This is a genomic window from Streptomyces sp. NPDC059224, from assembly GCF_042754285.1.
Lineage (GTDB): Bacteria > Actinomycetota > Actinomycetes > Streptomycetales > Streptomycetaceae > Streptomyces.
On the sequence record NZ_JBHZAN010000019.1, the window covers coordinates 137441 to 162049 of the forward strand.

Genomic DNA, 24609 nt, shown 5'->3' on the forward strand with positions numbered 1-24609 from the left:
ATGAGCTTCACCGTTGTCACCCAGCACACCGAGACCGCCGCCGTCGCGCTGGCCCCGCGTGAGCGCGAGACGCTGAAGCACATCGCCGCGGGCTGCACGTACTTGCAGGCCGCACGCCTGATGGGGCTCTCCCGGCACACCGTCGACGCCTACCTCCGCCGGATCCGTGCCAAGCTCGACATCAACACCACGGCCGAGCTCACCCGCCTGGCCGTCTCTCTTGGTCTGTGAGACACGCCCGGCCGTGACAGCGTGGGAACAACGGCTGCGCACGGTGTCCTGGAGGCGGAGATGACGGTGAACGGGCTCGGACTGGTGGTGCACGGAGGCCGGGCGGAGGCGGTGGACGCCGCCCGAACGGTGCGGGCGTGGGCGGCGGAGCACGACGTGCCGTGCACGGACATCGACGTATGGAACGACGGCGGACGGCACAGCTCGGGGGAGGAGGTCGCGGCCGCGGGCGATCCCGACCTGATCGTGACCCTCGGCGGCGACGGCACCTTCCTGCGCGGCGCTCGGCTCGCCGCCCACAGCGACGCCCTGGTCCTCGGCGTCGACCTGGGCCGGGTCGGCTTCCTGACCGAGGTGGCGGACTGCTCGGTGCGGGAGGCGCTGGACGCGATCCGCGAGGACCGGTTCACCGTCGACAGCCGCATGCTGCTCACCATGCGGGCCTCCCGCCGGCTGGAGGTGCCTTCCGACATGGAGGGTCTGATGCGCTACGGCCGAGGGCCGTTGCTGCCGCCGCCTGAGGTGCGCACCGACTGCACGGAGGACACCGAGTGGGGTGTGCCCCTGCACGTCTTCGCGGTCAACGACGTCGTACTGGAGAAGCTGTCCCGGGACCGCCAGGTGTCCGTCGGCGTGTACATCTCCGGCCGGCTGCTCGCCTCCTACTCCGCCGACGCGCTGCTGGTGGCGACGCCGACCGGCTCGACCGCCTACAGCTTCGCGGCCGGCGGTCCCGTCGTGTCGCCCGTCGCGGACGCACTCGTCTTCACCCCGGTCGCCCCGCACATGACGTTCAACCGCTCGGTCGTCACCGCCCCGAACGAGGCGGTCGGCCTGCGCGTCCTGGAACGCTCGGGGCAGGCCGCGGTCAGCGTCGACGGACAGGTGCGCGGGGTACTGGAGCCGGGCGACTGGATCGGTGTGTACGCCGCCCCGGCCCGGCTGCGGGTGGTCAGGCTGGCGCCGATGGACTTCTACGGCCGGCTGCGCGAGCGCATGAACCTCACCGACGCCCCGGCCGCCGTCGCCGACGGCACCCCTCCGCCGCTGTGGTCGCCGCGGACGCCCCTGCCCGGCGACATGGCCCACCTCTCCCTGCTGCCCGCCAGCCTGACGGGCGTCGAGGAGGAAGAGCCGTGCGTCGAGGTGAAGGGTGGCGTGACCCCGGCATCCGGACACGTCTGACCCCCGCCCCGGCCGCCCGCCCGGGCCGCCCGCGCCGGCCGGGGCCGGGGGGCCGTGGTGCGCGGTCCGTGGTGCCGACGACCGGACCCCCGTGGACCGCATGGTCGACCGCCGCCGCGTCCTGCTCCATCTCACCCCCCGCGGCGTGCGGCCTGTACCGGCGCGCCGCCCACCGGGTCCGCACCGACCAGGCCCGGTTGCTCGCCGGGACGGCCGACGAAGGAGCGCTCGCCCGCCTGCTGATCCGGCCCGGCCCGCGTGACGCCCCGCGCACGTTCTCCCGCGCACACCCGCGCACACCCGCGGTGAGGTGTCACCACCCGGTGAACAGGAGATGGTTCACCAGCAGCGCGAGCAGTGCCTGCGCCGCCAGCCACACGCGCGGCCGGGGCAGGAACGCGGCCGCCGGCAGCAGCCACATCGCGAACGGCAGCCAGATGCGCTCCGTCTCCGCCTTGCTCATTCCCGACACGTCGGCCACCAGCAGCGCGACCAGTGCGACCGCCACCAGGAAGGCCAGCCGGACGGGTGCGGAGTCCGTCGTACGGCGGCGGAGCAGGGCCGCACCGGCCCGCCGCAGCCCGGCCACCGCCGCCGGTCCGATGACGACCACCGTGCAGGCCAGGTTGGCCCACACCCAGTAGCCGTACGGGCGGGTGCCGCCGACGCCCTGGTAGTAGCGGGTGACCAGCAGCCGGTATCCCTCCGACCAGTCGAACCCGGCGAGCGTGAACACGACGGGGACCACCGCCGCCCCCGCCACCAGCGGCACGAGGACCACCGGCCGTGCCCGGACCCGGCGCCGGCCGAGCACCAGCACCGCGGCCCCGATGAGCGCGAAGAGCGTCAGGCCGTACGACAGATAACAGGTCAGCCCGTACAGCAGCCCCGCGCCCGCCGCCCAGCCCGTCATGGAGCGTCCGGTCACAGCCAGGGCCAGCAGTGCCACCGCCCAGGCGGCCACCGCCGCGAAGTACCCGTCGGCCGAGGCGCCCACCCAGACCGCGGCCGGGGCCATGACCAGGAAGGGCGCGGCCCGCCGGGCGAGCCGCTCGGCGGCCAGCGCCCGCACCGCGACCAGCACGGCGACACAGGCCGACGACCCGACGGTGATGCACCAGGCGCCCGCCCAGCCGCCGCCGCTCAGCCCGACCCGGTCGAGGAGGACGAAGGTGAGGGTGGCCGCCGGCGGATGCCCGGCGATGTGGGCGGGCCAGGGTGCGGGCGTGCCGCTGACGATGTGGTGGGTGAAGTCGCGCAGGGTCGCCGGGATGTCGTGGAAGCGGCCGATGACCGTGAGGTACTCGTTCGGGCTGGTGAGCCGGCCGGCCACGCCCCGCCGCCAGCCGTCGACCAGCGCCAGCGACCACGTCCAGGCCAGACACGCGCCGAAGGCCGCCGCGAGCAGCCCGCGCCAGGGCAGCCGCTCCGCGAGGTTCGGCCCGTACGCGACCACGGCGGCCGCGACCAGTACGGCGGCCGGGGTGCCCGGGCCCACGTGCGGGTCCCAGTCGGCGAACAGCGGCGGCCAGTGCACGAACAGGACGCGGTAGGCGTCCTGGAGGTGCCGGCCGACCAGAACGGCGAGGAGCACCAGCAGGGCGGCGGCGAGGACGGCGTACAGATCGGCGGAGCGAGCACGGTGAGGAGCGCGGGTCACACCGGAACGCTAGGCCGGTGAGTGGACGAAAGCCTGGATCAAGCGGCTGACGTCAGACTTTCGTCATGGGTCGCGCGGCCGTCCCGGGGGTCTGCCCGGCCTACGGTCGGACCATGCGACACGACGACCCACGACTTCCCACCTCGCCCGGCTTCTGGCGCAGCCCGCTGCGCGGCACCTGGTTCACCGCGGTGCTCGGCCTCGTGCTGCTCGGCGGTGTCACCGTACTGTTCGTGACCGGTCTGGTGTCGTACGCCGCCTACAACCCGGACCTGGCCCCGGTGAACGACCAGACCCCGGACAAGGGCATCCTCGGCTTCTACCTGTTCTCCTGGCCGACGGACCCGTCCTGGCTCTACCGGTTCACCCAGGGCCTGCACGTCACGCTCGGCGTCACCCTGATCCCGGTGCTGCTCGCCAAGCTGTGGTCGGTGGTGCCGAAGCTGTTCACGCTGCCCCCGGCCCGCTCGCTCGCCCACGCGCTGGAGCGGATCTCGCTGCTGCTGCTGGTCGGCGGCGGCCTCTTCGAGTTCACCACCGGCGTTCTCAACGTCCAGCTCGACTACGTCTTCCCCGGCTCCTTCTATCCCCTGCACTTCTACGGCGCCTGGGTGTTCTTCGCCGCCTTCGTGGCACACGCGGCGCTGAAGACCCCGACGGCCCTCCGGGCGGTCCGCGGGCGGCGGCGGGACGAAGGCGAGTTGGCGGCCGCCCGCCCGGAGGAGCCGACCGTGTCCCGGCGCGGGGCGCTGTGGTTCGTCGGCGGCGCGTCCCTGCTGCTGCTCGTCACCACGGCCGGGCAGAGCATCGGAGGCGCGCTGCGGCGCACCGCCCTGCTCGCGCCGCACGGTGGCGCCGACCCCGGCAGCGGGCCCAACGGCTTCCAGATCAACAAGACGGCCGCCTACGCCGGGATCGACGCCCGGGCCACCGGCGCCGACGCCTGGCGGCTCGTCGTCACCGGACGCGACGGCCGGACGGTCCGCCTCGGCCGCACCGAGCTCCTGCGACTGCCCCTGCACAGCGCCGCGTTGCCCATCGCCTGCGTCGAGGGCTGGTCCACCGCCGACCAGTGGTGGCGCGGGGTGCGGCTGCGCGACCTGGCGGCACTCGTCGGCTACGACGGTGACCCGCCGGACGTGCTCGTGGAGTCGATCCAGCTGCACGGCGCCTTCCGCCGCGCCGCCCTGCGCGCCAACCAGGTCGCCGACCCGCGCTCCCTGCTCGCCCTGACGGTGAACGGCGAGGACCTGTCCCCCGACCACGGCTACCCGGCGCGTGTGATCGTGCCCGCCGCGCCCGGTGTGCTCAACACCAAGTGGGTGGCCCGGATGACCTTCGGAGACCTGTGATGCGTACCCGCCCCGTCGTCGGCAGCCCCCTGGAGATCCTCCTGCTGGGCTGCTCGTTCGCGCTCGCCGCCTACGCCGGTGTACGGCTGCTCTCGGGTGACTGGCTGGGCGTGGCGCTGTGGGTGGTGGGGGCGGCCCTGCTGCACGACCTCGTGCTGCTGCCGCTGTACTCGCTGGCCGACCGGGCGGTCCTCCGGGGGCTGGGGGCGACGGGCCGGCGCCGGTGGGCGGTGTACGTCCGGGTCCCGGCCGCGTTCTCCGCGCTGCTCCTGCTGGTGTGGTTCCCGCTGATCAGCGGGATGGTGGCCGGCCACTACCGGTCGGCCACCGGCCGGTCCGCGGACGGCTTCCTGGCCCGCTGGCTGCTGATCACCGCCGTGCTCTTCGGCGGTTCGGCGCTGCTGCTGGCGTACCGGCTGCGCAGGGCGACGAAGCGGCGCCCGCCGGCCGCCCACTGACCGGCCCGCTCCCAGCCCCGCGCGTGCCGCAGCAGGGCGGCGGTGCCGAGCCGCGCCCAGAGGAAGGGGGCACCGACGGCCTCATGGGCGTCGGTGAGACGGACCCGGGCGCGTTCGTCGACGTCCACCGGAGCGGTCTCGGCGATCAGCAGCCCGCCCGGCGCGAGGAGCTGGGCCACCCGGTCGAGCAGGTCGCGGGGGTCGCCGCCGATCCCGACGTTGCCGTCCATCAGCAGCACCGTGCCCCAGCGGCCCTCGCCGGGCAGCGGCTCGAAGACCGAGCGGCGCAGTGCCTGGCCGCCCAGGCGCACGGTGTGCTCGACGGCCGCCGCACTGACGTCGATTCCGAGGACGGTACGGCCCCGGGCGGCGAGTTCGGCCACGAGCCGCCCCGGGCCGCAGCCGACGTCGAGGACGGCCCCTTCACAGCGGTCCAGGGCCTGCCGGTCGACCGGGTCGGCCCGTGCGCACCAGCGCTCGACCTCCAGGGGCAGCAGCCAACCGTCGGTGCGGCGCAGGAACAGCGGGCCCCGGCCGGTCCGCAGGGCGGTGGCGTAGGGGTCGGCGCCGGTCCAGGCGACGGGCGGTGAGGTGGTCACGGGCGGCCCGTTTTGCTGTCCGCCGTGCACCGGGCCAGGAGAGCGGCGAAGCGGCCGTGCGGGACGAGGGCGGCGACGGCGGCCGCGTCCTCGGCGGTGTCCACGTCCCGCAGCCGTGGCAGGTCCCCGACCCGCAGTCCCGCGGCGACCAGCCGCCGACGCTGGATCGCGCCGGTCTCCGGCGTGGACATCGGCACCCCGCGCAGCAGCGCGGGATCCGGGTCGGCCAGCCCCAGCGCCCAGAACCCGCCGTCCTCGGCGGGCCCGAAGCAGGCGTCGAGGTTTGCGAGGTCCACGGTGAGCAGGGCCGGGGTGACCTGGGGGGTGTCCATGCCGATGAGGAGGGCCGGGCCGGAGCAGTGGCCGAAGGCGTCGGCCAGACGCGCGTCCAAGCCGCCCGCGCACTGCGGCAGGACGTCGAAGCCGGCCGGCACCCAGGGGCCGGGGTCTCCGTCGAGCACCAGGACCCGGCGGGTGGCGGGGGCCGCGGCGACGGCGTCCAGGGTGTCGGCGAGGGACGCCTCGGCGAGGGCGGCGGCCTGCTCGGGGGAGAAGGGCGGGGTGAGCCGCGTCTTGACCCTGCCGGGCCGGGGCTCTTTCGCGATCACGAGGAGGGTGGTCATACGGGGGTCCCTTGACTGGTCAGGCGGGAAAGCGGAGGCAGGCGAACGCGTCCTTCGGGGGCGCGGGGCCCCGGTGATGTGCGGCTCCGCCGCGTGGGCGCGCTCAACCCCCACCGGCCCGCACCCGGGGCGCCTCCTGCAGTACCCGGCTCATGTCCCGAACCGCCTGCCAGGTGCCCCGCCAGGTGCCGGTGACCTTCGAGACTCCGGTACGCGGCCGGTACGGCACCTCGTGCTCGGTGATCCGCCAGCCCGCGTCGGCGGCCCGCACCACCATCTGCAGCGGATAGCCGCTGCGCCGGTCGTCGAGGTCCAGTGCGAGCAGCGCCTCCCGGCGGGCGGCCCGCAGCGGACCGAGGTCGTGCAGCCGCAGCCCGGTCCGGCGCCGCAGCATCCGCGCCAGCGCCAGGTTCCCGGCCCGGGCATGTGCCGGCCACGCCCCCCGGCCCTGCGGCCGCCGTCGGCCGAGCACCAAGTCCGCCCCGCCGTCGTGGACTTCGCGCACGAACGGCACGAGGAGCCCCGGATCAAGCGAGGCGTCACAGTCGCAGAAGCAGACGATGCCGGCGGTCGCGGCGGTCAGCCCCGCGTGGCATGCCGCGCCGAAGCCGCGCCGCGCCTCGTGGACGACGGTCGCGCCGAGCGACCGGGCGATGTCCGCCGAGCCGTCCGTGGAGCCGTTGTCGACCACGAGGGCCCGCCAGCCCGCCGGGATCCGGCCGAGCACCCAGGGCAGCGCATCGGCCTCGTTCAGACAGGGAAGAACGACGTCCACGTCCGTCGTGGGGGAGATCGGTGAGGTGGTCACGGTGTCACCCTACGAACGCGAACCAGACATAACGGGCCTCGGCTCCTTACGAAACGCGGACGTCGCGGCCCGCCGCCACCCGCGGGCGCGACACCCGCGACGGCCCGGTGCGAGGGTGGAGGCATGCATCAGCCGTACGAGCTCACCGAGGACCGGGCCGCCCCCGTCGCCGCGCGGGTCCTGGTCGTCGACGACGATCCGACCGTCGCCGAGGTCGTCACCGGATACCTCGACCGTGCCGGGTACCTGGTCGACCACGCCGACGACGGCCCCACCGCCCTGACCCGCGCCGCCGCCCACTGGCCGGACCTGGTGGTGCTCGACCTGATGCTGCCCGGCATGGACGGCCTGGAGGTCTGCCGGCGGCTGCGTGGCCGCGCCTCCGTCCCGGTCATCATGCTCACCGCGCGCGGCGACGAGGACGACCGGATCCTGGGCCTGGAGGTCGGTGCCGACGACTACGTCACCAAACCCTTCAGCCCCCGCGAACTGGTGCTGCGGGTGGAGTCGGTGCTGCGCCGCGCCCGCCCCGCGCCCGCCGCGCACTCCTTCTCCACCGCCGGCCTCACCCTCGATCCGGGCGCCCGCCGCGTCACCCGCAACGGCACCGAACTCGCCGTCACCCTGCGCGAGTTCGACCTCCTCGCCTTCTTCCTGCGGCACCCGGGACGGGCGTTCAGCAGGGAGGACCTGATGCGCGAGGTGTGGGACTGGGACTTCGGTGACCTGTCCACCGTGACGGTCCATGTCCGCCGGCTGCGCGCCAAGGTCGAGGACGACCCGGCCCGGCCGCGCCTGATCCAGACGGTGTGGGGCGTCGGCTACCGCTTCGCCCCCGAGGCCGACGGGCAGGAGGCGGGCCGGCATGCGTGACACCCTGCTGATCGCCCTGTACGCGCTGGCCGGTGCCGCCCTCACCGGGCTCGCCGGAGCGGCCGCGCTGCGGCTGCTGCGGCGGCGCTCGCTCACCGTGTCCATCGCCGTGGTCGCCGCCGTCGGCGTGGTCGCGATGCTCGCCGGCACCCTGGCCGTCGCCTGGGCGATGTTCCTCTCCTCGCACGACCTGTCGGTGGTGACGACGGTGGTGGCGATGGCGGCCGCGGTCTCGCTCGGCAGCGCGCTGATACTGGGCCGCTGGGTCGGTGCCCGAAGCCGTGAGCTCGCCCTCGCCGCACGCTCGTTCGGCGAGGAAGGCGACTTCGCCGCGCCGGCTGTCCCGGCCACCGCCGAACTGGCGGAACTGAGCCGCGAGTTGGCGGCCACCAGCGCGAGGCTCGCGGAATCCCGGCAGCGCGAACGCGCCCTGGAGACCTCGCGCCGGGAGCTGGTCGCCTGGATCTCGCACGACCTGCGCACCCCGCTGGCCGGTCTGCGGGCCATGTCGGAGGCGCTGGAGGACGGGGTGGCCACCGACCCGGACCGCTACCTGAAGCAGATCCGTACCGAGGTCGAGCGCCTCAACGACATGGTCGGCGACCTCTTCGAACTCTCCCGCATCCACGCGGGAGCGCTCGCGCTGACCCCGAGCCGGATGTCGCTGTACGACCTCGTCGGCGACGCCCTCGCGGGCGCCGACCCGCTGGCCCGCGCACAGGGCGTACGCCTGGTCGGCCACCGCGTGGAGCCGGTGCCCGTCGAGGTGGACGGCAAGGAGATGAGCCGGGTGCTGGGCAATCTGCTGGTGAACGCCATCCGCCGGACGCCGCCCGACGGCACGGTCGCGGTCGCCGCCGAGCGCGGTCCCGAGGGCGTCGTGGTGTCCGTCACGGACGGCTGCGGCGGCATCCCCGAGGAGGACCTGCCGCGCGTCTTCGACACCGGCTGGCGCGGCAGCCACGCCCGCACGCCCCCGGCCGGAGCGGGACTCGGCCTCGCCATCGTGCGCGGGATCGTGGAGGCCCACCAGGGGCGGGCCACCGTCCGCAACATTCCCGGCGGCTGCTGCTTCGAGGTGGTGCTGCCCACCGCCGCTTCCTGATCGTGGACAGCACCACCGGTCCATGGAGGGCTACGCTCCCCGCATCCCGGCCCGCGCGAACTCCCGCATCCCCTCCGCGAACCCGACCTCGGCCTTCCAGCCCAGCTCGGCCCGCAGCCGCGAGGAGTCGGCGGTGATGTGCCGTACGTCCCCCAGCCGGAACTCCCCGGTGACCACCGGCGCGGGCCCGCCATGGGCCTCGGCCAGCGCGCGGGCCATCTCGCCCACGGTGTGCGGCTCGCCGCTGCCGGTGTTGTACGCGCTCAGCGCACCCGGCTCCGGCCTGGCCTCCAGGGCCACCACGTTGGCCGCGGCGACGTCCCGGACGTGCACGAAGTCGCGGCGCTGCCGACCGTCCTCGAACACCCGGGGCGCCTCGCCGCGGGCGAGCGCGGAGCGGAAGAGCGCGGCCACGCCGGCGTAGGGGGTGTCACGGGGCATCCGGGGCCCGTACACGTTGTGGTAGCGCAGGGCCGCGGCGGACCCGCCGGTCGACCGGGCCCAGGCGGCGGCCAGATGCTCCTGGGCCAGTTTCGTGGTGGCGTACACGTTGCGCGGATCGGCCGGCGCGTCCTCGGCGACCAGTCCCGGTGCCAGCTCGGCACCGCACACCGGGCATGCCGGTTCGAACCGGCCCGCCTCCAGGTCGGCGACCGCGCGCGGCCCGGGCCGTACGGCACCGTGGTGCGGGCAGGCGTACCGTCCCTCCCCGTACACGACCATCGACCCGGCCAGCACGAGGCGCCGTACCCCGGACTCGGCCATCGCGGCCAGCAGCACGGCCGTACCGAGATCATTGCGGGAGACGTACTCCGCCGCGTCCCCGAAGCCCACGCCCAGCCCGACCATCGCGGCCTGGTGGCAGACCGCGTCCACGCCCGTGAGCGCCCGCCCGACCGCCGCCGGATTGCGCACGTCGGCGCCCGGATCGGCGCGCACGTCGAACACGACCGCCTCGTGGCCGTGAGCGGTCAGCGCCTCGACGACATGGGACCCGATGAACCCGGCACCGCCGGTGACCAGTACACGCATACGGCCACGCTAGGCCCGCACGGCCACCGGACCACGTGCCCGGGCCCGCATGTCACGACTCCGTAAGGACGCCCCCTGCTTGCCCCCTACTCCTTGGGGGGCTTGACGGCGATGTCGAGGTAGAAGGCGTCGATGCTGCGCACCGCCGTCTCGAACTCCGCCAGGTTGACGGGCTTGGTGACGTAGGCGTTGGCGTGGTGGTGATACGCGCCGTTGACGTCGTCGGGGGCCACGGACGTGGTCAGCACGACGACCGGGATGGTCCGCAGTTCCGCGTCCTCCTTGACCACGGCGAGGAACTCGCGCCCGTTCATGCGGGGCATGTTCAGGTCGAGCACGATGAGGTCGGGGCGCTCGTTGTCCGGGTCGCGCAGGTAGTCGAGGGCCTCGACGCCGTCGGAGACCTGGGTGAGATTGCGCGTACCGCGCTCGGTGAGGGCGTCCTGGATGAGCATCGCGTCGGCGACGTCGTCCTCGACCAGCAGCACGTCGTACGGACGGATTGTGGCGGCAGCCATGATGGGGGAGCTCCGGGGTGTGGGGCGGGAGTGGTCTGTGCTGTTGGTGATGAGCCCGGGCCAGCGGCGCCGGGCTCCTTGGCGGCTCATGCTCACGGCCCGGCCGATCTCCGGGTAGCCGGCGCCGCTCTCGGCGGCGGCGTGGGCGGCCTGGTCCTCCAGGTGCCGGACGGTCTGCTTGACCCGGGCAAGTACCCGCAACCGCAGCAGAGCATGCCAGCGGGCCTCGCCCGCCACGTCGACGGGGTCCGCCGCCGGGGCGGTGGCCGCCTGCGTGAGCAGCCGGGCGAGTTCGTCCACCACCTGGGTCACCAGCACGTCCGTGTCCCCGCTCACGGGACCGGGAGGGGGAGAGGGAGCGGGCATGGCCTCACCCTAGGGCGTTGATCCAGGGAGGGACAACATGCGTTGTCGGCCCCGAGTACAGTGTCTCTGCCGCGCGCCCAGGTGCGGCCCGGACGGCAGGCCGAGGGAGCAGCGCACCGCGATGACAAGCAAGCCGTCAGGCGCCGCGGGCGCGTTCGCCGACTGGACGACCCGGCGCTGGCTGCGGGTGGGCGTGGCCGCCACCCTGGTCGTCCTGACGGTGCTCGGGTCGCTGGGTGGCTGGGCGATGTGGCGAACCTCGCATATCACGTCCGCGCTGGTGGACCGGCGCTCGCCCGCCCTGATCGAGTCGATGCGGGTCGAGGAGGCGCTGGTCAACCAGGAGACCGGCGTCCGCGGCTACGGGCTGTCCGGGCAGCGGGACTTCCTGCAGCCCTACGCGCAGGGCGTGACCGGCGAGCGGGCCGCGCTCGAGCGGCTGCGGCCGCTGCTCACCGGCGACGGCCGGGCCCGTGCCGACCTGGCCGAGGTGGAGAGACTCGCCGGGACCTGGCAGGAGCGCGTCGCGCGGCCGGTCGCGGCGGCCTCCCCCGCCCAGGCCGCGCAGATCACCGCGGCACGCGCCGCCGAGGGCAAGACCGCGTTCGACTCCCTGCGGCGCGCGATGACCCGCCAGCAGGCCCACCTGGAGCAGGAGCGGACGGTGGCTACCCGTCAGCTGCGGCAGGCGGTGACCCTGCGGAACTGGGTGTTCGCCGTCATCGCGGCCCTCATCCTCCTGGTGGCCGGACTCGTCTTCGAGGGGCTGCGACGCGGCGTCACCGGGCCCCTCAGCAGGCTCGGCTCGGCCGCACGTGACGTGACGCAGGGCCGCTTCGACCGTTCCCTCGTCGGCACCGGCCCCGCGGACCTGCGCCGGCTCGCCAGTGACGTGGAGTCGATGCGTCTGCGGCTGGTGGCGGAGCTGCGGTTCAGCGAGGAGGCCCGCGGGCTGCTGGACGGGCAGGCGGCGGACCTGAAGCGGTCGAACGCGGAACTGGAGCAGTTCGCCTACGTGGCCTCGCACGACCTCCAGGAACCGCTGCGCAAGGTGTCCAGCTTCACCCAGCTCCTGCAACGGCGTTACGGCGGACAACTGGACGACAAGGCCGACCAGTACATCGGCTTCGCCGTCGACGGCGCCAACCGCATGCAGAACCTCATCAACGACCTGCTGGCCTTCTCCCGGGTGGGCCGCGTCCACAACGAGCAGCGGACCGTGGACCTGGAGAGCGTGCTGAGCACGACCCTGGACGACCTGAGCGTGGCCGTCGAGGAGACCGGCGCCGAGATCACCCACGACCCGCTGCCGTCCGTGCTCGGGGACACGACCCAGCTGGGCATGCTGCTGCAGAACCTGCTCTCCAACGCGATCAAGTTCCGTCACCCCGACCGGTCGCCGCGGATCCACGTCGGCGCGCAGGAGGCCGAGGGGATCTGGGAGTTCGAGGTCCGCGACAACGGCATCGGGATCGCGCCGGAGTTCCAGGAGAAAGTCTTCGTGATCTTCCAGCGGCTGCACACGAAGGACGCCTATCCGGGTACCGGTATCGGGCTGGCGATGTGCAAGAAGGTCGTGGAGTTCCACGGCGGCACCATCGCGATCGACCCCGACAACCCGACCGGCACCCGCGTCCTGTTCACCCTGCCCGCCCTACCCGCCCCCACGGCCGCGACGGCCGTACCGGACAGAGAGACACAGTCGTGACCGGTCCATCCTCAGGCCGCGGCGAGCAGGTGGCCGAGCAGTACGACGTCCTGCTGGTGGAGGACGACGACGGCGACGCCCTGCTGGTCGAGGAGCTCCTCCACGACACCGATCTGCCGTACACCCTGACACGGTGCCACACCGCCGCCGAGGCCCACCGGGCACTCGATGCCGGCCCCGTGGACTGCGTCCTGCTCGACCTGCACCTGCCGGACGCGTCCGGGGTGGAGACGATCCAGACCATCCAGGCCGACACCCACGCCGCGATCATCGTCCTGACCGGGCTGGACGAGCCCCGCGCCGGAGTCGAGTCGCTCGCCGTCGGCGCCCAGGACTATCTCGTCAAGGGCAAGGTCGAACCCGACCTGATGCAGCGCGCCGTCCGCTACGCGGTCCAGCGCAAGCAGGCCGAACTCGCCAACGCCGCCCTCCAGATGGGCAGGCTGCGCGCGGAGGAGAACGCCCGGCTGGAACGCGGGCTGCTGCCCGAACCCCTGCTGTCCTCGCCGGCCGTCACCGCCTCCAGCCGCTACTACCCCGGACGGGCCCAGGCCCTGCTGGGCGGCGACTTCCTCGACGTCGTCCAGACCGACGACGGCCAGGTCCACGCGATCATCGGAGACGTCAGCGGGCACGGCCCGGACGCCGCCGCGCTCGGCGTCTGCCTGCGCATCGCCTGGCGCGCGCTCACCCTCGGCGGGCACCGCGCCCACCACCTGCTGCACCTGCTGGAACAGATACACATCGCCGAACGCGTCGGCAGCGACCTGTTCACCACCTGCTCGCTCATCACCCTGGACCCGCGGGCCGGCACCCTCACCCTGCACCTGGCCGGCCACCACGAACCCCTGATGGTCACCCCCGACGGAACCCGGCAGGTCACCGCCGCCCACGGAATCGCGCTGGGCATCGCCCCCGGAGTGGGCGACTGGCCCGCCACCACGCTGGCGCTGCCCGGCGACGGGGCGCTCATCGCCTACACCGACGGACTCATCGAGGGATTCGCGGACGGGACCGGCGCCCGGCTCGGGGTGGACGGCCTGCTGGGCATCATCGACTCACTGGCGACAGCCGACCCCGGCACCCACCTGGACCGGCTCATCGCCCGCACCCGCGCCCTCAACGCCGACCGTCACACCGACGACCTCGCCGTCCTGCGCCTGGACTGGAAGACCGGCGGCTCCCGGGGCCCGGCTCACTCCTCCTGAGCGGTCTTCTCCAGCTCCGCGTTGAACTGGGCGCCGATCAGCAGGGCCAGGTTGGACAGCCACAGCCAGATCAGGAAGATCACGACGCCGCCCAGCGAGCCGTACAGCCGGTTGTAACTGGTGACATGGGAGGTGTAGACGGTGCAGCCCAGCGAGACGACCAGCAGGAGGACCACCGCCAGCACACCGCCCGGCGCCATCTTCCGGACCGGGCGGGAGGACTTCGGCCCCGAGTGGTAGAGGACGAGCACCGTGCCGACGGCCACCGCGACCGCCAGCGGCCACCGGAGCGCGTGCCAGGCGGCCTGCGGCCCCCTTCCGAGATCCAGCGCGCGGCCCAGGAAATCGGCCAGGCTGCCGGTGAGGAACAGGGCCAGGACGGAGATGAGCAGCAGCAGGATCAGGACCAGGGCCGTGGTGAGGATGCGGGGCGCGGTCCGCCAGACCGGCCGGTGCGAGCTGATCCGGTGCATGGCGTGCAACGCCCGGCGGAAGACACTCAGATAGCTGGACCCCGACCACAGCGCCGCCGCCCCGCCCAGCACGATCAGCGCCCAGGCCGCGGACGACTGACCGGACATCTGCCGCAGGGTGCTGCGCAGCAGGGCACGGGAGGCGAGCGGGGCGGCCTGCGTGATGCGGTCGATGACCTCCGGTCTGGCCGTGGGGATGGTCAGACCGAGGACCGAGAGAATGACCAGCAGGACGGGGAACAGCGCCAGGACGGCGTAATAGGTCAGCGCGGCCGCCCAGTCCGTCACGTCGTCGTTCCAGACGGACACCGGGGTCCGGCGCAGCGCCGCCCACCATCGAGCCGTACGGCCGCCTCCATCATCCATGAAACGGATGCTCTCATTCCGTGGTCTTCGGCTCGGGCAGGTGGGGGACTCAGTGTCGGTGGGCGGCCCGGACATGGAGCTGGTTCAGGGCGTCGACCACCACGGTGTTGTGGTGCCAGAGCAACCAGCGGCCCACCTCGCAGCCGAGTCGCTCCAGCGCGGCCAGCTGGACGGTTGTGAGTTCGTGCAGCGGCTGCTCGTGGTGCGCGGAGATCATGCCGACCACGGCGCCCTTCGGGCTGACCAGCGGGACGCTGTGGCAGGCGCGGCTGCCGGCCTGCAGGATCACCTGCCGGGAACGCTCGTCGAAGGTGTCGCAGGAGCGGACGTCCTTCACGGTGACCTGCCGTGCCTCCTCGGCCGCCTGCGCGCACGAGGTGGTCCCGCTGTCGACGAAGGCGAAGTAGTCGGTGAACCGCTGGTCCAGCCCGGTGTGCCGGACCATGCGCAGCAGCCGGTTCTCCACCAGCTGCACATTGCCCATCCGGGTGCCGGTGATGCGCAGGGTGCGCTGCAGGGCGGCGTCCAGGACCGCGCCCCGGCTCTGCGGACGGGTGCCGTCCAGGTGCAGGGCGGGTACCGGGGGCGGGGCCCCGTGCGGCCGGCCCGCCACCCAGCGCAAGGCCGTCGGCTCGGGTGCCGGAAGCCGGACGACACCGGCGGCGAGGGTGTGCAGTTTGAGGTTGAACCGCTGGGAGGCGTCACGCAGCAGCTCGAACGACTCCTCGTGCGAGGAGAGCCGGTAGTACTTCAGCAACAGCTCCTCGGCGCGGGCCACACCGGCACGCGCCAGCCGCGTGTTGCGCTCCGCCACGATCCGCTGCTCCTCGGCCGCGTCGGCAGGCGGCGGGACAGGGGCGTTCGGGTACTCGGTCATGGTCACACCTCCTCGTCGTACGCATGCCCGCCGCGAGCCCCGGCAGGCCACCCGATCTTCACGACGTGAAAACGGTGTGCCTGGTTCGGCCGCCGCGACGCGTTCGGGCCGGGCCCGGAGTCCGGATCTCCTGACGGCCGCAGGACACCGCCGTACGACGCCATGACCACCACGCCCGACGAACCGGCACCGCAGGGCCCGGGCACCCCGCCCGTGGTCGACCCGGCCGGCCCGGCGAGCGGCCCGCGAGGAACTGCCGGCCCACGGGAAGGCCCACACCGGTGAGGGCGACGCGACAGCTCCTCGCGACCCCTACGGCCGGGGCGAGGCGTGGGAAGGACGACCCCGGGAGCCGGCGCAAGGAGGACAGCGGCTGCCGGTCCCGGCGCTCCGACGCGGACGGGAGTGCCACCTGGGGCCCACCCGTCGTACCGAGCCCCCGTGGAGACCCTCGGCCGGTACGGCCGGCCCCACGGACAGCAGCCCGAGCCGCCGCTCGGCCCAGGCACGGTCAGGCGGGCTGCCACAGTTCGATCCGGTTGCCCTCGGGGTCGGTGACCCAGCCGAACCGGCCGATGCCGTCCATGTCCTGCCTCTCCTCGGCCACGTCCGCGCCCGCCGCACGGAGCTGTGCGAGCATGGCGTCCAGGTCGCGGACCCGGAAGTTCAGCATGGTCTGCTGGGTGGGGGATCCGAAGTAGTCGGTCCCGGACTCGAAGGCCGCGAAGACGGTGGACCCGGCCTCCTGACGCCACAGCCCGTGGTCGTCGGTGTCCAGGCCCAGGCAGTCTCGGTACCACGTGCTCAGGGCCGCCGGGTCCTTGGCCCGCAGGAAGTATCCGCCGATTCCAAGTACACGTTCCATGCCGACATCCTGCCAGGACGGCGCCCCGGCGGTCCGGAACGGGCATGATCACCGTCCTGGAGCCGGTCGGCGCCGGGATCGCGGGCACGGGCCGGTATCCGGGGAAGAAGCACACTCCCACGTCATCCCAAGGAGAGCCGCCACGTGCGTTCCGTCCTCACTCTCGCGCTCGACTGCGTCGCCGGGGCACTGGAGAAGACCTCCGGTCCCGCCGGGTTCTCCCTGCATCGCGCTCCCGCCTCCGGACGCGCCCAACTGGCGGACACCGCCTATGAGATCGCCAGCGTCATGCCCTCCGGGGTACGGCTGGAGATGCTCACGGACGCCACCGAGATCGAAGTGGACGCCCAGCTCACCCAGGTCGTGATGGCCGGATCCGAGCCGTCCGAAGCGGTCTTCGACCTGGTCGTCGACGGCGAACTGCGGCCCCCCGTCACCACCTCCGGCCAGACCCTCATCCGCGTCGACCCCGCCACCATGGCCATGGACGAGCACCCGTCCCCGCCGGCCACCCTACGGTTCCCGCTCGGCGCCCGGCCCCGGGAGCGCCGCGTCGAGATCTGGCTGCCCAACTCACGGGCGGCCCTGCTCGTCGACGTACGGGCCCCCGGGGAGGCGTCGGTGCGCCCGGCCCCGGCGAGCGGCCCGGTGTGGGTGCACCACGGCAGCTCGATCAGCCAGTGCTCGGAGGCGGACCGCCCGACCGGAACCTGGCCGGCGATCGTCGCCCGGCGCGCGGGCCGCTCCCTCGTCAACCTCGGCCTGGGCGGCGAGTGCCACCTCGACCCCTTCATGGCCCGGGCCATCCGCGACCTGCCCGCCGACGCGATCAGCCTCGAAGTGGGCATCAACATCGTGAACGGCGACACCATGCGGGAACGCACCTTCGTCCCGGCGTTCCACGGCTTCCTCGACACCGTCCGCGACGGGCACCCGGACACGCCGGTCCTCGTCATCAGCCCCGTCGTCTGCCCGGCCGTCGAAACCCGGCCCGGCCCCACGCTGCCGGGCGCCGACGGCAAGGTCCACACCCTCGACCGCCCCGCCGAACTCGCCTCGGGCGCGCTGACGTTGAAGCGGGTGCGGGAGCTGCTGAGCGAACACGTCGAGCGCAGGCGCAAGGCTGGAGACCGGCACCTGAACCTCATCGACGGCACCACGCTGTTCGGCCCCGAGGACATCGCCGACCTCCCCGACGGCCTGCACCCGAACTCGGCCGGCTACGCGCGCATGGCCGAACGCTTCCTGCCGCGGTCGTTCGGCGAGGCGGGGCTGATGCGATAGGCCCGGGTCCGGGCGGCGCGAGCGCGAGTGGACCCGCAGATTTAACCGCGGACACCTTGTTACGCCATTTCTACGCGCGTAACCTCAGCCGGTCGCATGGATCCCACCGGTCGACGGCACGTCATGTGCGCGCTGTCCGGCGGACGTTGAAGGAGTCATCCTCGTGCAGATTCACAGACCCAGCGCATCGCGGGTAGCCGGCGCCGCGTTCGTGGCCGCGGCGGCCACGGCGGCCGTCGTCGTGGCGCCGCTGCCCGTCGCGTTCGCCACCCCGTCGGCGAGCGCGGTCATCTCGGAGGCGTACGGCGGCGGAGGCAACTCCGGGGCGACGCTCACCAACGACTTCGTGGAACTGGCCAACCGCTCCACGGCGGCCTACTCCCTGGACGGCTACAGCCTCCAGTACCTCCCGGCCTCCGCCTCCGCGAGCTCGCCGTGGCAGGTCACCCCGCTCACCGGCGCACTGCCCGCCGGCGGCACCTACCTGGTCGGCGAGGGCGCGGGCGCCGGCGGCACGACCGCGCTGCCGGCCGCCGACGCGACCGGCACCATCGCGATGTCCGCCACCGCCGGCACCGTGGCCCTGGTCAGGGGCACCACGGCACTGACCTGCAAGACGGCCGCCGACTGCACCGGCAACACCGACGTCGTGGACCTCCTCGGCTACGGCACCGCCGTCGTCCGCGAGGGCGGCGACGCCCCGGCGACGAGCAACACCACCTCCGTCTCCCGGGCCGCCTCGCTCGCCGACACCGACGACAACGCCGCGGACTTCACGGCCGGTACGCCCACTCCGGCCAACAGCGCGGGCGACACCGCGAGCGGCGGCACCGGCGGCGGCCCCGGCGGCCCGACCGAGCCCGGCGCCTTCCGCATCCACGACATCCAGGGCAGCACCCGCCTCTCGCCCCTGAAGGGCCAGAACGTGGTGGGCGTCCCCGGCATCGTCACCGCCGTGCGCACCACCGGCAGCAAGGGCTACTGGATCCAGGACCCCACCCCGGACGCCGACCCCGCCACCAGCGAGGGACTGTTCGTGTACACCGGCTCGGCCGCGCCCACCGTCTCGGTCGGCGACTCGGTCCTGGTCAGCGGCAAGGTCTCGGAGTACTACCCGGCCTCCGCCGCCCAGTCGGTCACCGAGCTGGGCAGCCCGGTCTCCACCACCCTGTCCACCGGCAACGCCCTCCCGGACGCGGTCGCGCTCAACGCCTCCACCGTCCCGGGCGAGTACACCCCCACGGCCGACGGTGGCAGCATCGAGGGCCTCACCCTCCGGCCGGCCGTGTACTCCCAGGACTTCTACGAGTCCCTCGAGGGCATGCGCGCCTCGGTCTCCGACGCCCGCGTGGTCGGCGCGACGAACACCTACGGCGAGATGTTCGTGACGGCCAAGCCGCACGAGAACCCCACCCGGCGCGGGGGCACCCTCTACGGCGGCTACGACCAGCAGAACACCGGCCGCATCGAGATCGTCTCGGCCGACGGAACGACCCCCGTACTGAACGTCGGTGACGAGCTGTCCGGCACCACCACCGGCCCGGTCGACTACTCCGACTTCGGCGGCTACCTGCTCGCCCCCTCCGCGGCCACCACCGGCACGGCCGTCGACAACGGCCTCGAGCAGGAGGTGACGCGCAAGCAGTCCCGCGACGAACTGGCGCTCGCCACCTACAACGTCGAGAACCTCGACCCGACCGACGGCGACGACAAGTTCGCCCGGCTCGCCAGGGGTGTGGTCAAGAACCTCTCCTCGCCCGACATCGTCACCCTGGAGGAGATCCAGGACGACAACGGCGCCACCGACGACGGCACCGTCTCCGCCGAGGCGACCCTGAAGAAGTTCACCGCGGCGATCGTCGCGGCCGGCGGCCCCACGTACTCCTGGCGCTATGTCGACCCGGTCGACGACAAGGACGGCGGCGAGCCCGGCGGCAACATCCGCCAGGTGTTCCTCTTCAACCCCAAGCGGGTCTCCTTCGTGGACCGCGCCGCCTCGGGCGACGCCTCCACCACGCCCGTCTCGGTGGTCAAGGACCGCAAGGGCCAGGCCCACCTGTCCGCCTCCCCGGGCCGGATCGACCCGGCGAGCGCCGCCTGGACGGACAGCCGCAAGCCGCTCGTCGGCGAGTTCGTGTTCCAGGGCAAGACGGTCTTCGTCATCGCCAACCACTTCATCTCCAAGGGCGGCGACGACCCGGTCCACGGCCGCTACCAGGAGCCGACCCGCTCCTCGGAGACACAGCGGGGGCTCCAGGCCGAGGTGGAGAACGCCTTCGTCCAGTCGCTGCTCGCCGCCGACCCCCGGGCCCGGATCGTGGCCGCCGGTGACCTGAACGACTTCGAGTTCTCCGACGCCGTCAAGACCCTCACCGGGAACGGCAACGACCTCACCGACCTGATCAACACCCTCCCGGTGTCCCAGCGTTACAGCTACGTCTACGACGGCAACAGCCAGACCCTGGACCACATCCTGACCAGCCCCTCCCTCACCCACTACGACTACGACGTCGTCCACATCAACGCCGAGTTCGCCGACCAGGCGAGCGACCACGACCCCCAGGTCGTCCGGATCGACGTGAAGAACTGCGGCAGGAAGCCGCACCAGCCGAAGCCGCACGGGAAGTGACCACGCCGGGCCGGTGCACCGGGAGTGCCCCGGCCCGGCGGGGCCGGTGCCGTCAGGAGGCCGGCAGTTCCTCGCGTACCGTGCGGGCCGCGCTGACCAGGTACTCCAGGGAGGCACGGGTCTCGGGCCAGGCACGGGTCTTCAGGCCGCAGTCGGGGTTGACCCACATCCGTTCGGCGGGGATCGCCTTCAGGCCGGTACGGAGCAGGACGGTACGGAGCAGGTCGGCGGCCTCCGCGGCGCTCGGGACACGCGGCGAGTGGATGTCGTACGCGCCGGGTCCCGCCTCGCGCGGGTAACCGTGCGCGGCGAGCTCGCGGGCGGCCTGCATGTGCGAGCGGGCCGCCTCCAGGCTGATGACGTCGGCGTCGAGGTCGTCGATGGCCTGGACGATGTCGCCGAACTCGGCGTAGCACATGTGGGTGTGGATCTGGGTCTGCGGGCGTACCCCCACCGGCCGTCGCTTCCCAGCTCCGTACGTCGGACCCAGTGCGTATGACGGCGTTCGTTCCCACTCACCGCTGCGGGGCAGTCCCGGATTCCCGCCGGGTTCCCTCTTACGACGCATCCCGCCTGGCGGACGGGGCGAACCAGCTGCGCCGCCCAGCCTACGGGGTACCGCCGCGGAGAGCGGCGATATGTCCGTCATCCGGATGGTGTGAGCCGGGCCACCTGCTCCCCGGCCCGCACCGTACCCCGGCCGTTCCCGGCCGCCCCGGGTCACACCAGTGGGTGCGCCGACGCGAAGGAACCGTTGTGGTGGACGAGGGCCGGGGCGGCGTCGGCCACCGCGCCCGAGTCGATCTCGCCGACGACCAGCAGGTGGTCACCGATGGTCTGACGGAGCGTGACGCGGGCCGACAGCCAGCCGGTGACGTCGTCGAGGACCGGCAGACCGTCCGGCTGCGCTTGCCAGCGCACCCCTGCGAACCGGTCGATCCCGCTGCGCGCGAACCGTGCCGCCAGGCCGGCGTTCGCGGTGCCGAGGACATGGACGGCGAAGCGGTCCGCGAGACGCGCCGCGGGGGTGCTGGACGCTTCGAGACCGATGCAGAACGACACCAGGGCAGGCCGCAGGGAGACGGAGGTGAAGGAGGTGGCGGTGAAGCCGACGGGGCCCGGGAAGGTGATCACCGTGACTCCGGCGGCATGCCGGCGCAGGGTGTCGCGGAGGACGTCCGCGCCGTCGGGGACGGTGGCCGACGGCGACGGACTCCGGCGGATCGGGGCGGTCATGCCCTTTCCTTTCGGCAGTCGGGGGAGAGGCGAGGCCGGGGGCCCGCGGTGGCGGCCGTCACCAGGCGCTCGACTCCACCGTGATCGCGGGCACCAGCCCGGTCCGCAGTGCCTCCAGGAAGGTCACGACCTCGGCTGCGACCGAGCGGTGCTGGCACGGCGAGTCCGGGACCGCGATCTATGTGGTCGGCGGACACCCGGAGTTCGTCTTCCTGGACGACTCGGGCCCGGAGCCGCAGGAGGTACGGCTGCGCACCTCGCCCGGCGACTACGTCTTCGACCCGCCGTTCGTGCCGCACCGGGAGGAGAACCCCGACTCCGACGACGAGGCGGTGGTCGTCATCGCGCGCAGCACCCAGGAGGCGATCGTGGTCAACCTGCCCGGTCCGTACGCGCTCTAGGGTCAGCCGCGCGGACCGGCCTCCAGGAAGTGGTGGAGCGAGGCGGTCATGCCGGTGACGAAGACGTCGCGCGTCCGGTCGTCGACCAGGTCGAGGGAGAGATAGGGGTTGAGGTCCTCCAGCTCGACGAGGAGAAGGTCGCCCTGCCGGGTCCGGCAGGCGTCCACCCGCTGGATGCCGTGGCCGAGCGTGTTCCAGTCGATGAAACGCCGGGCGAAGACGAGGTCGGCCGCGGAGGGTTCGTACGGTTCGAGGACCCAGCGGCGGCCGGGGTCGGGTGCGTACAGCGCATACTGGAAGGCGTCGTCGACGTAGTAGAAGGACACCTCGTAGCGGAAGTCGACGCGCGGCTGGACCAGGATGTCGCCGTAGGCGAGGTCCGCGAGCCCGTCCCGGTCCACGAAGGTCAGGCTTATGGAGTCCGCACCCGTCCTGGGCTTGACCGCGTACTGGTCGCTCTCGGGCAGCCGGTCCAGACGGTCCGCCCTGTCGACGGTCGGGATGACCGGGTGCCCGGCCTCGGTCAGGTCCAGCAGGTAGCCCTTGCCGGCCATGTCGGCCCGGCCGTGCAACGGGTTGTAGACCCGGGTGCCGCACGCCGTGGCCCGGTCGCGGAAGGCGTCGTACTCCTGCTGGTAGTGCAGTACCGGACCGCTGTTGCGGACCACGACCGCGTCGAAGCGGTCCATCAGGGCCGCGGCGTCCAGCGGATGGCACAGGGCGATGTCGAAGTCCGCGCGGAGCCGGGAGGTCAGGAACACGTCCTCGTCGCCGTACCGCCGCCCGCGCGCCGGGTAGGCGAGGTCGGTCACGTACAGCAGGCTCGGGCGGGCGGACATGGCGTATCTCCTCGGCAGGCGGTCACACACGGGCCAGCCGATGGTGACACGCCCCGCCGAGGCGCCCTGCGGCCCCCCGAACGCCCCCGGACACGGACGCCGGTCGGCCGTCGGCCTGCTCCGACCCCGCGAACCGCACTCCGCACTCCGCAGGCCGCGACGCGCGGACGCCGGCCCGGAGGCGGCCGCCCGGCCGGCAGAGGCACGGCGGGCCGCACCTGCGCTCGCCCGACGGCGTACGTCCTGGTGGGCGCTCGGCCGTTCCGTCGCGGCGGTCCGCGGTCCCGCGGCGCTCGGTGCGCTCGGCGGTCCGTTCCGGACCGTGCCTGGTGGCCGACCGGGGCGCGCGAGTGGTGGGCAGGGGCGGTCCGGGTGCGATGCGGTGGGCGTGGCGCCGGTGGCCGCGCTCGCCCGTTCCGTTGCGGAGGACTGGAGCGATGAGGCCGGTGAGGCCTCGGTGGGGCGGGCATCCACGCCGGGCCGTGCCCGACCGCCGGCCCGGGCGGGCGGACCGCGGGTGGCGGGCGGCAGTCCGGAGGAGGCCGCCGGGTCCTGGGCGGCGGGCATGGTGCTTCTGCCCGGCTGGTCCCGCGTACGGGTCGCCCGGTGGTGGCACGCATGGCCGGGAGGTCCTCCGCCCGCCGCACGGCCGGGCGGGGGCGGCGGTGCGCGGGCGTCCGCCCGGCGCCTTGCCCCGGAGGCGGGCGTCCGGGGCCGGGCCGCTGGAGCATGGGCCGGTCGGCGGGCCGCACCCGACGGGGCCCGGCGCCGGGCCCGAACCGTGAGCCGTGGGCGGTGGCGCGGCGCCCTACGGCCGGAGGCGGGCGCCCGGGCCCACCCGGGCGGTGACCTCGTCGGGGGCGAGGGCGGTGTGTTCCGCGGAGCACTGGACGACGACGTGGACCGGAGCCTCGCAGCCGGTGTGGCGCACGTCCAGCGGGGGGCTCTCCCCAGGGCCGAGGGTGTATGTCTCGCCCCACTGGCTGAGTGCCAGGAGGACGGGCCACAGGTCCCAGCCCTTGCGGGTCAGCCGGTACTCGTTGCGGGCGCGGCTGCCCGGCTCCCGGTAGGGGACCGTCTTCAGGACGCCGGCCGCGATCAGCTTCCGGAGGCGGTCGCTGAGCACCGCCTCCGACAGGCCGATGTGCCGGTGGAAGTCGTCGAAGCGGCGGACCCCGTTGACCGCGTCCCGCAGGATCAGCAGGGTCCATTTCTCACCGACCACGTCGAGCGTGCGCTGGACGGGGCAGTTCTCCGTGCTCGCCTCTAGCCACTCCATGACGCCATCGTAAGGGCCTGGCTTCGTCATTGACAGTCAGGTGAACGGGAAGCTAGCTTCGCTTGAAAAAGTCAGATGGAAGGGCTCAGTGCTGTGGGACGGACGCGTACGTATCAGTGGGACGATCCCGCGGTCCTGGCGGAAGCCGCCGGACGCATGACCGGTATCGACTTCCTGCGCGAGCTGCAGGCGGGCGGGCTGCCGGGACCGCCGGTCAACCACACCGTCGACTTCGCCCTGGACGAGGTCGAGCCGGGGCGGGCGGTCTTCTCCCTGACCCCGGGTGAGGAGCACTACAACCCGATCGGCAGCGTGCACGGCGGCATCTTCGCCGTCCTGCTGGACTCGGCCGCGGGATGCGCCGTGCAGTCCACCCTCCCGCAGGGCATGGCGTACACCTCGCTCGACCTGACCGTGAAGTTCCTGCGCCGCATCACCGTGGAGACCGGCACTGTGCGCGCCATCGGCACGGTGATCAACAAGGGACGTCAAACCGCCCTCGCGCAGGCCCAGTTGGTCGACGGAACGGACCGGCTGCTGGCCCATGCCACCAGCAGCTGCATGCTCTTCCCGGTGCCGCCCCCGCGCTGAGCCGTCGGCGGGCGGCGCGCCGGGCACGGACGTGCCCCCGGAG

At 73.4% G+C, this 24609-nt stretch carries 22 protein-coding genes, 3 pseudogenes and 1 riboswitch; of the genes and pseudogenes, 11 read left to right on the forward strand and 14 right to left on the reverse strand.

Features of this window, described 5'->3' with window-relative positions; translation table 11 throughout:
- Together ACFXI4_RS22270 and ACFXI4_RS22275 are read left to right on the forward strand one after the other, a co-directional pair.
- The gene (locus ACFXI4_RS22270) at positions 1-231 is read left to right on the forward strand and encodes a helix-turn-helix transcriptional regulator (RefSeq protein WP_362731857.1); all 231 of its coding nucleotides are present in this window, start codon (positions 1-3) and stop codon (positions 229-231) included.
- Positions 232-291: 60 nt separating this feature from the next.
- Positions 292-1416, forward strand: coding sequence for an NAD(+)/NADH kinase (locus ACFXI4_RS22275; protein ID WP_362731859.1), 1125 nt, complete (start codon positions 292-294; stop codon positions 1414-1416).
- Positions 1417-1729: 313 nt separating this feature from the next.
- Here the strand turns inward: ACFXI4_RS22275 and ACFXI4_RS22280 are convergent, their stop codons facing one another.
- Positions 1730-3076, reverse strand: coding sequence for a hypothetical protein (locus tag ACFXI4_RS22280; protein WP_384993536.1), 1347 nt, complete (start codon positions 3074-3076; stop codon positions 1730-1732).
- A gap of 113 nt (positions 3077-3189) precedes the next feature.
- On the opposite strand from ACFXI4_RS22280, the gene ACFXI4_RS22285 reads away from it, so the two are divergent.
- Positions 3190-4428: a molybdopterin-dependent oxidoreductase gene (locus tag ACFXI4_RS22285; protein ID WP_384993538.1), complete on the forward strand. Its 1239-nt coding sequence runs from the start codon at positions 3190-3192 to the stop codon at positions 4426-4428.
- A 313-nt stretch (positions 4429-4741) separates the two neighbouring features.
- Here the strand turns inward: ACFXI4_RS22285 and ACFXI4_RS22290 are convergent, their stop codons facing one another.
- The 3 genes from ACFXI4_RS22290 to ACFXI4_RS22300 all read right to left on the reverse strand — a co-directional run bounded on the left by ACFXI4_RS22290 (position 4742) and on the right by ACFXI4_RS22300 (position 6916).
- Positions 4742-5515 (reverse strand): class I SAM-dependent methyltransferase, encoded by a 774-nt coding sequence (locus ACFXI4_RS22290; protein ID WP_384993541.1) that lies wholly within the window; start codon positions 5513-5515, stop codon positions 4742-4744.
- Positions 5482-6108, reverse strand: a complete 627-nt coding sequence (locus tag ACFXI4_RS22295) for a DUF2064 domain-containing protein (protein WP_384993544.1) — start codon at positions 6106-6108, stop codon at positions 5482-5484. Before ACFXI4_RS22295 ends, ACFXI4_RS22290 begins: the two co-directional genes overlap by 34 nt.
- 103 nt (positions 6109-6211) lie before the next feature.
- Positions 6212-6916: a glycosyltransferase family 2 protein gene (locus tag ACFXI4_RS22300; protein WP_384993547.1), complete on the reverse strand. Its 705-nt coding sequence runs from the start codon at positions 6914-6916 to the stop codon at positions 6212-6214.
- 123 nt (positions 6917-7039) lie between these two features.
- Between ACFXI4_RS22300 and ACFXI4_RS22305 the strand changes: the two genes are divergently transcribed.
- Together ACFXI4_RS22305 and ACFXI4_RS22310 are read left to right on the forward strand one after the other, a co-directional pair.
- Positions 7040-7789, forward strand: a complete 750-nt coding sequence (locus ACFXI4_RS22305) for a response regulator transcription factor (protein ID WP_384993550.1) — start codon at positions 7040-7042, stop codon at positions 7787-7789.
- Entirely contained in the window at positions 7782-8894 is a 1113-nt protein-coding gene (locus ACFXI4_RS22310; protein WP_384993553.1) for a sensor histidine kinase, read from the forward strand. The genes ACFXI4_RS22305 and ACFXI4_RS22310 overlap by 8 nt, the downstream gene beginning before the upstream one ends.
- Positions 8895-8924: 30 nt before the next feature.
- On the opposite strand, the gene ACFXI4_RS22315 is transcribed toward ACFXI4_RS22310, so the two are convergent.
- Together ACFXI4_RS22315 and ACFXI4_RS22320 are read right to left on the reverse strand one after the other, a co-directional pair.
- On the reverse strand, positions 8925-9926 hold the full coding sequence (locus tag ACFXI4_RS22315) for an NAD-dependent epimerase/dehydratase family protein (RefSeq protein ID WP_384993556.1): 1002 nt from the start codon (positions 9924-9926) through the stop codon (positions 8925-8927).
- Positions 9927-10012: 86 nt separating this feature from the next.
- Positions 10013-10810, reverse strand: coding sequence for a response regulator (locus ACFXI4_RS22320; RefSeq protein WP_384993558.1), 798 nt, complete (start codon positions 10808-10810; stop codon positions 10013-10015).
- Positions 10811-10931: 121 nt separating this feature from the next.
- Here ACFXI4_RS22320 and ACFXI4_RS22325 point away from each other — a divergent pair, with 121 nt between their 5' ends.
- Positions 10932-12518, forward strand: coding sequence for an ATP-binding protein (locus ACFXI4_RS22325; RefSeq protein ID WP_384993561.1), 1587 nt, complete (start codon positions 10932-10934; stop codon positions 12516-12518).
- Positions 12515-13726, forward strand: coding sequence for a PP2C family protein-serine/threonine phosphatase (locus ACFXI4_RS22330; RefSeq protein WP_384993564.1), 1212 nt, complete (start codon positions 12515-12517; stop codon positions 13724-13726). Before ACFXI4_RS22325 ends, ACFXI4_RS22330 begins: the two co-directional genes overlap by 4 nt.
- Here the strand turns inward: ACFXI4_RS22330 and ACFXI4_RS22335 are convergent.
- The 3 genes from ACFXI4_RS22335 to ACFXI4_RS22345 all read right to left on the reverse strand — a co-directional run bounded on the left by ACFXI4_RS22335 (position 13714) and on the right by ACFXI4_RS22345 (position 16307).
- Positions 13714-14565: a YihY/virulence factor BrkB family protein gene (locus tag ACFXI4_RS22335; protein WP_384993566.1), complete on the reverse strand. Its 852-nt coding sequence runs from the start codon at positions 14563-14565 to the stop codon at positions 13714-13716. The genes ACFXI4_RS22330 and ACFXI4_RS22335 overlap by 13 nt on opposite strands.
- A gap of 49 nt (positions 14566-14614) precedes the next feature.
- Positions 14615-15442, reverse strand: coding sequence for a GAF and ANTAR domain-containing protein (locus ACFXI4_RS22340; protein WP_384993569.1), 828 nt, complete (start codon positions 15440-15442; stop codon positions 14615-14617).
- A 511-nt stretch (positions 15443-15953) separates the two neighbouring features.
- A complete protein-coding gene (locus tag ACFXI4_RS22345; RefSeq protein ID WP_384993572.1) occupies positions 15954-16307 on the reverse strand; it encodes a VOC family protein in 354 nt (117 codons plus the stop codon).
- Between the two features lie 144 nt (positions 16308-16451).
- Between ACFXI4_RS22345 and ACFXI4_RS22350 the strand changes: the two genes are divergently transcribed.
- Complete coding sequence (locus ACFXI4_RS22350; RefSeq protein ID WP_384993574.1) at positions 16452-17591, forward strand: SGNH/GDSL hydrolase family protein; 1140 nt, start codon at positions 16452-16454, stop codon at positions 17589-17591.
- A gap of 163 nt (positions 17592-17754) precedes the next feature.
- Positions 17755-20220 carry an endonuclease/exonuclease/phosphatase family protein gene (locus ACFXI4_RS22355; RefSeq protein WP_384993576.1) on the forward strand — a complete coding sequence of 822 codons (2466 nt, stop codon included), beginning with the start codon at positions 17755-17757 and terminating at the stop codon, positions 20218-20220.
- A gap of 52 nt (positions 20221-20272) precedes the next feature.
- Here the strand turns inward: ACFXI4_RS22355 and ACFXI4_RS22360 are convergent.
- The 3 genes and pseudogenes from ACFXI4_RS22360 to ACFXI4_RS22370 all read right to left on the reverse strand — a co-directional run.
- Positions 20273-20671: pseudogene (locus tag ACFXI4_RS22360) on the reverse strand (5-methyltetrahydropteroyltriglutamate--homocysteine S-methyltransferase); the annotation flags it as partial.
- A riboswitch (cobalamin riboswitch) is annotated at positions 20653-20780 on the reverse strand. (Overlaps the previous pseudogene by 19 nt.)
- Before the next feature lie 160 nt (positions 20781-20940).
- The gene (locus tag ACFXI4_RS22365; RefSeq protein ID WP_384993579.1) at positions 20941-21456 is read right to left on the reverse strand and encodes a flavin reductase family protein; all 516 of its coding nucleotides are present in this window, start codon (positions 21454-21456) and stop codon (positions 20941-20943) included.
- Positions 21457-21514: 58 nt separating this feature from the next.
- Positions 21515-21610, reverse strand: a pseudogene (locus ACFXI4_RS22370) (alpha/beta hydrolase); the annotation flags it as partial.
- A 1-nt stretch (position 21611) separates the two neighbouring features.
- Here ACFXI4_RS22370 and ACFXI4_RS22375 point away from each other — a divergent pair.
- Positions 21612-21857, forward strand: a pseudogene (locus tag ACFXI4_RS22375) (cupin); the annotation flags it as partial.
- 2 nt (positions 21858-21859) lie between these two features.
- On the opposite strand, the gene ACFXI4_RS22380 reads toward ACFXI4_RS22375, so the two are convergent.
- On the reverse strand, positions 21860-22696 hold the full coding sequence (locus ACFXI4_RS22380) for a hypothetical protein (RefSeq protein WP_384993581.1): 837 nt from the start codon (positions 22694-22696) through the stop codon (positions 21860-21862).
- A gap of 808 nt (positions 22697-23504) precedes the next feature.
- Positions 23505-23975: a winged helix-turn-helix transcriptional regulator gene (locus tag ACFXI4_RS22385; protein ID WP_384993584.1), complete on the reverse strand. Its 471-nt coding sequence runs from the start codon at positions 23973-23975 to the stop codon at positions 23505-23507.
- Between the two features lie 93 nt (positions 23976-24068).
- Here ACFXI4_RS22385 and ACFXI4_RS22390 point away from each other — a divergent pair, with 93 nt between their 5' ends.
- The gene (locus ACFXI4_RS22390; RefSeq protein ID WP_362733178.1) at positions 24069-24566 is read left to right on the forward strand and encodes a PaaI family thioesterase; all 498 of its coding nucleotides are present in this window, start codon (positions 24069-24071) and stop codon (positions 24564-24566) included.
- The last annotated feature ends 43 nt before the right edge of the window (positions 24567-24609 follow it).

Coding starts and splice junctions, on each gene's coding strand:
- ACFXI4_RS22315 (WP_384993556.1), bottom strand. CDS start 9,926: ATGCGTGTACTGGTCACCGGCGGTGCCGGGTTCATCGGGTCCCATGTC.
- ACFXI4_RS22325 (WP_384993561.1), top strand. CDS start 10,932: ATGACAAGCAAGCCGTCAGGCGCCGCGGGCGCGTTCGCCGACTGGACG.
- ACFXI4_RS22340 (WP_384993569.1), bottom strand. CDS start 15,442: ATGACCGAGTACCCGAACGCCCCTGTCCCGCCGCCTGCCGACGCGGCC.
- ACFXI4_RS22270 (WP_362731857.1), top strand. CDS start 1: ATGAGCTTCACCGTTGTCACCCAGCACACCGAGACCGCCGCCGTCGCG.
- ACFXI4_RS22305 (WP_384993550.1), top strand. CDS start 7,040: ATGCATCAGCCGTACGAGCTCACCGAGGACCGGGCCGCCCCCGTCGCC.
- ACFXI4_RS22365 (WP_384993579.1), bottom strand. CDS start 21,456: ATGACCGCCCCGATCCGCCGGAGTCCGTCGCCGTCGGCCACCGTCCCC.
- ACFXI4_RS22295 (WP_384993544.1), bottom strand. CDS start 6,108: ATGACCACCCTCCTCGTGATCGCGAAAGAGCCCCGGCCCGGCAGGGTC.
- ACFXI4_RS22320 (WP_384993558.1), bottom strand. CDS start 10,810: ATGCCCGCTCCCTCTCCCCCTCCCGGTCCCGTGAGCGGGGACACGGAC.
- ACFXI4_RS22310 (WP_384993553.1), top strand. CDS start 7,782: ATGCGTGACACCCTGCTGATCGCCCTGTACGCGCTGGCCGGTGCCGCC.
- ACFXI4_RS22345 (WP_384993572.1), bottom strand. CDS start 16,307: ATGGAACGTGTACTTGGAATCGGCGGATACTTCCTGCGGGCCAAGGAC.
- ACFXI4_RS22380 (WP_384993581.1), bottom strand. CDS start 22,696: ATGTCCGCCCGCCCGAGCCTGCTGTACGTGACCGACCTCGCCTACCCG.
- ACFXI4_RS22385 (WP_384993584.1), bottom strand. CDS start 23,975: ATGGAGTGGCTAGAGGCGAGCACGGAGAACTGCCCCGTCCAGCGCACG.
- ACFXI4_RS22285 (WP_384993538.1), top strand. CDS start 3,190: ATGCGACACGACGACCCACGACTTCCCACCTCGCCCGGCTTCTGGCGC.
- ACFXI4_RS22275 (WP_362731859.1), top strand. CDS start 292: ATGACGGTGAACGGGCTCGGACTGGTGGTGCACGGAGGCCGGGCGGAG.
- ACFXI4_RS22335 (WP_384993566.1), bottom strand. CDS start 14,565: ATGGATGATGGAGGCGGCCGTACGGCTCGATGGTGGGCGGCGCTGCGC.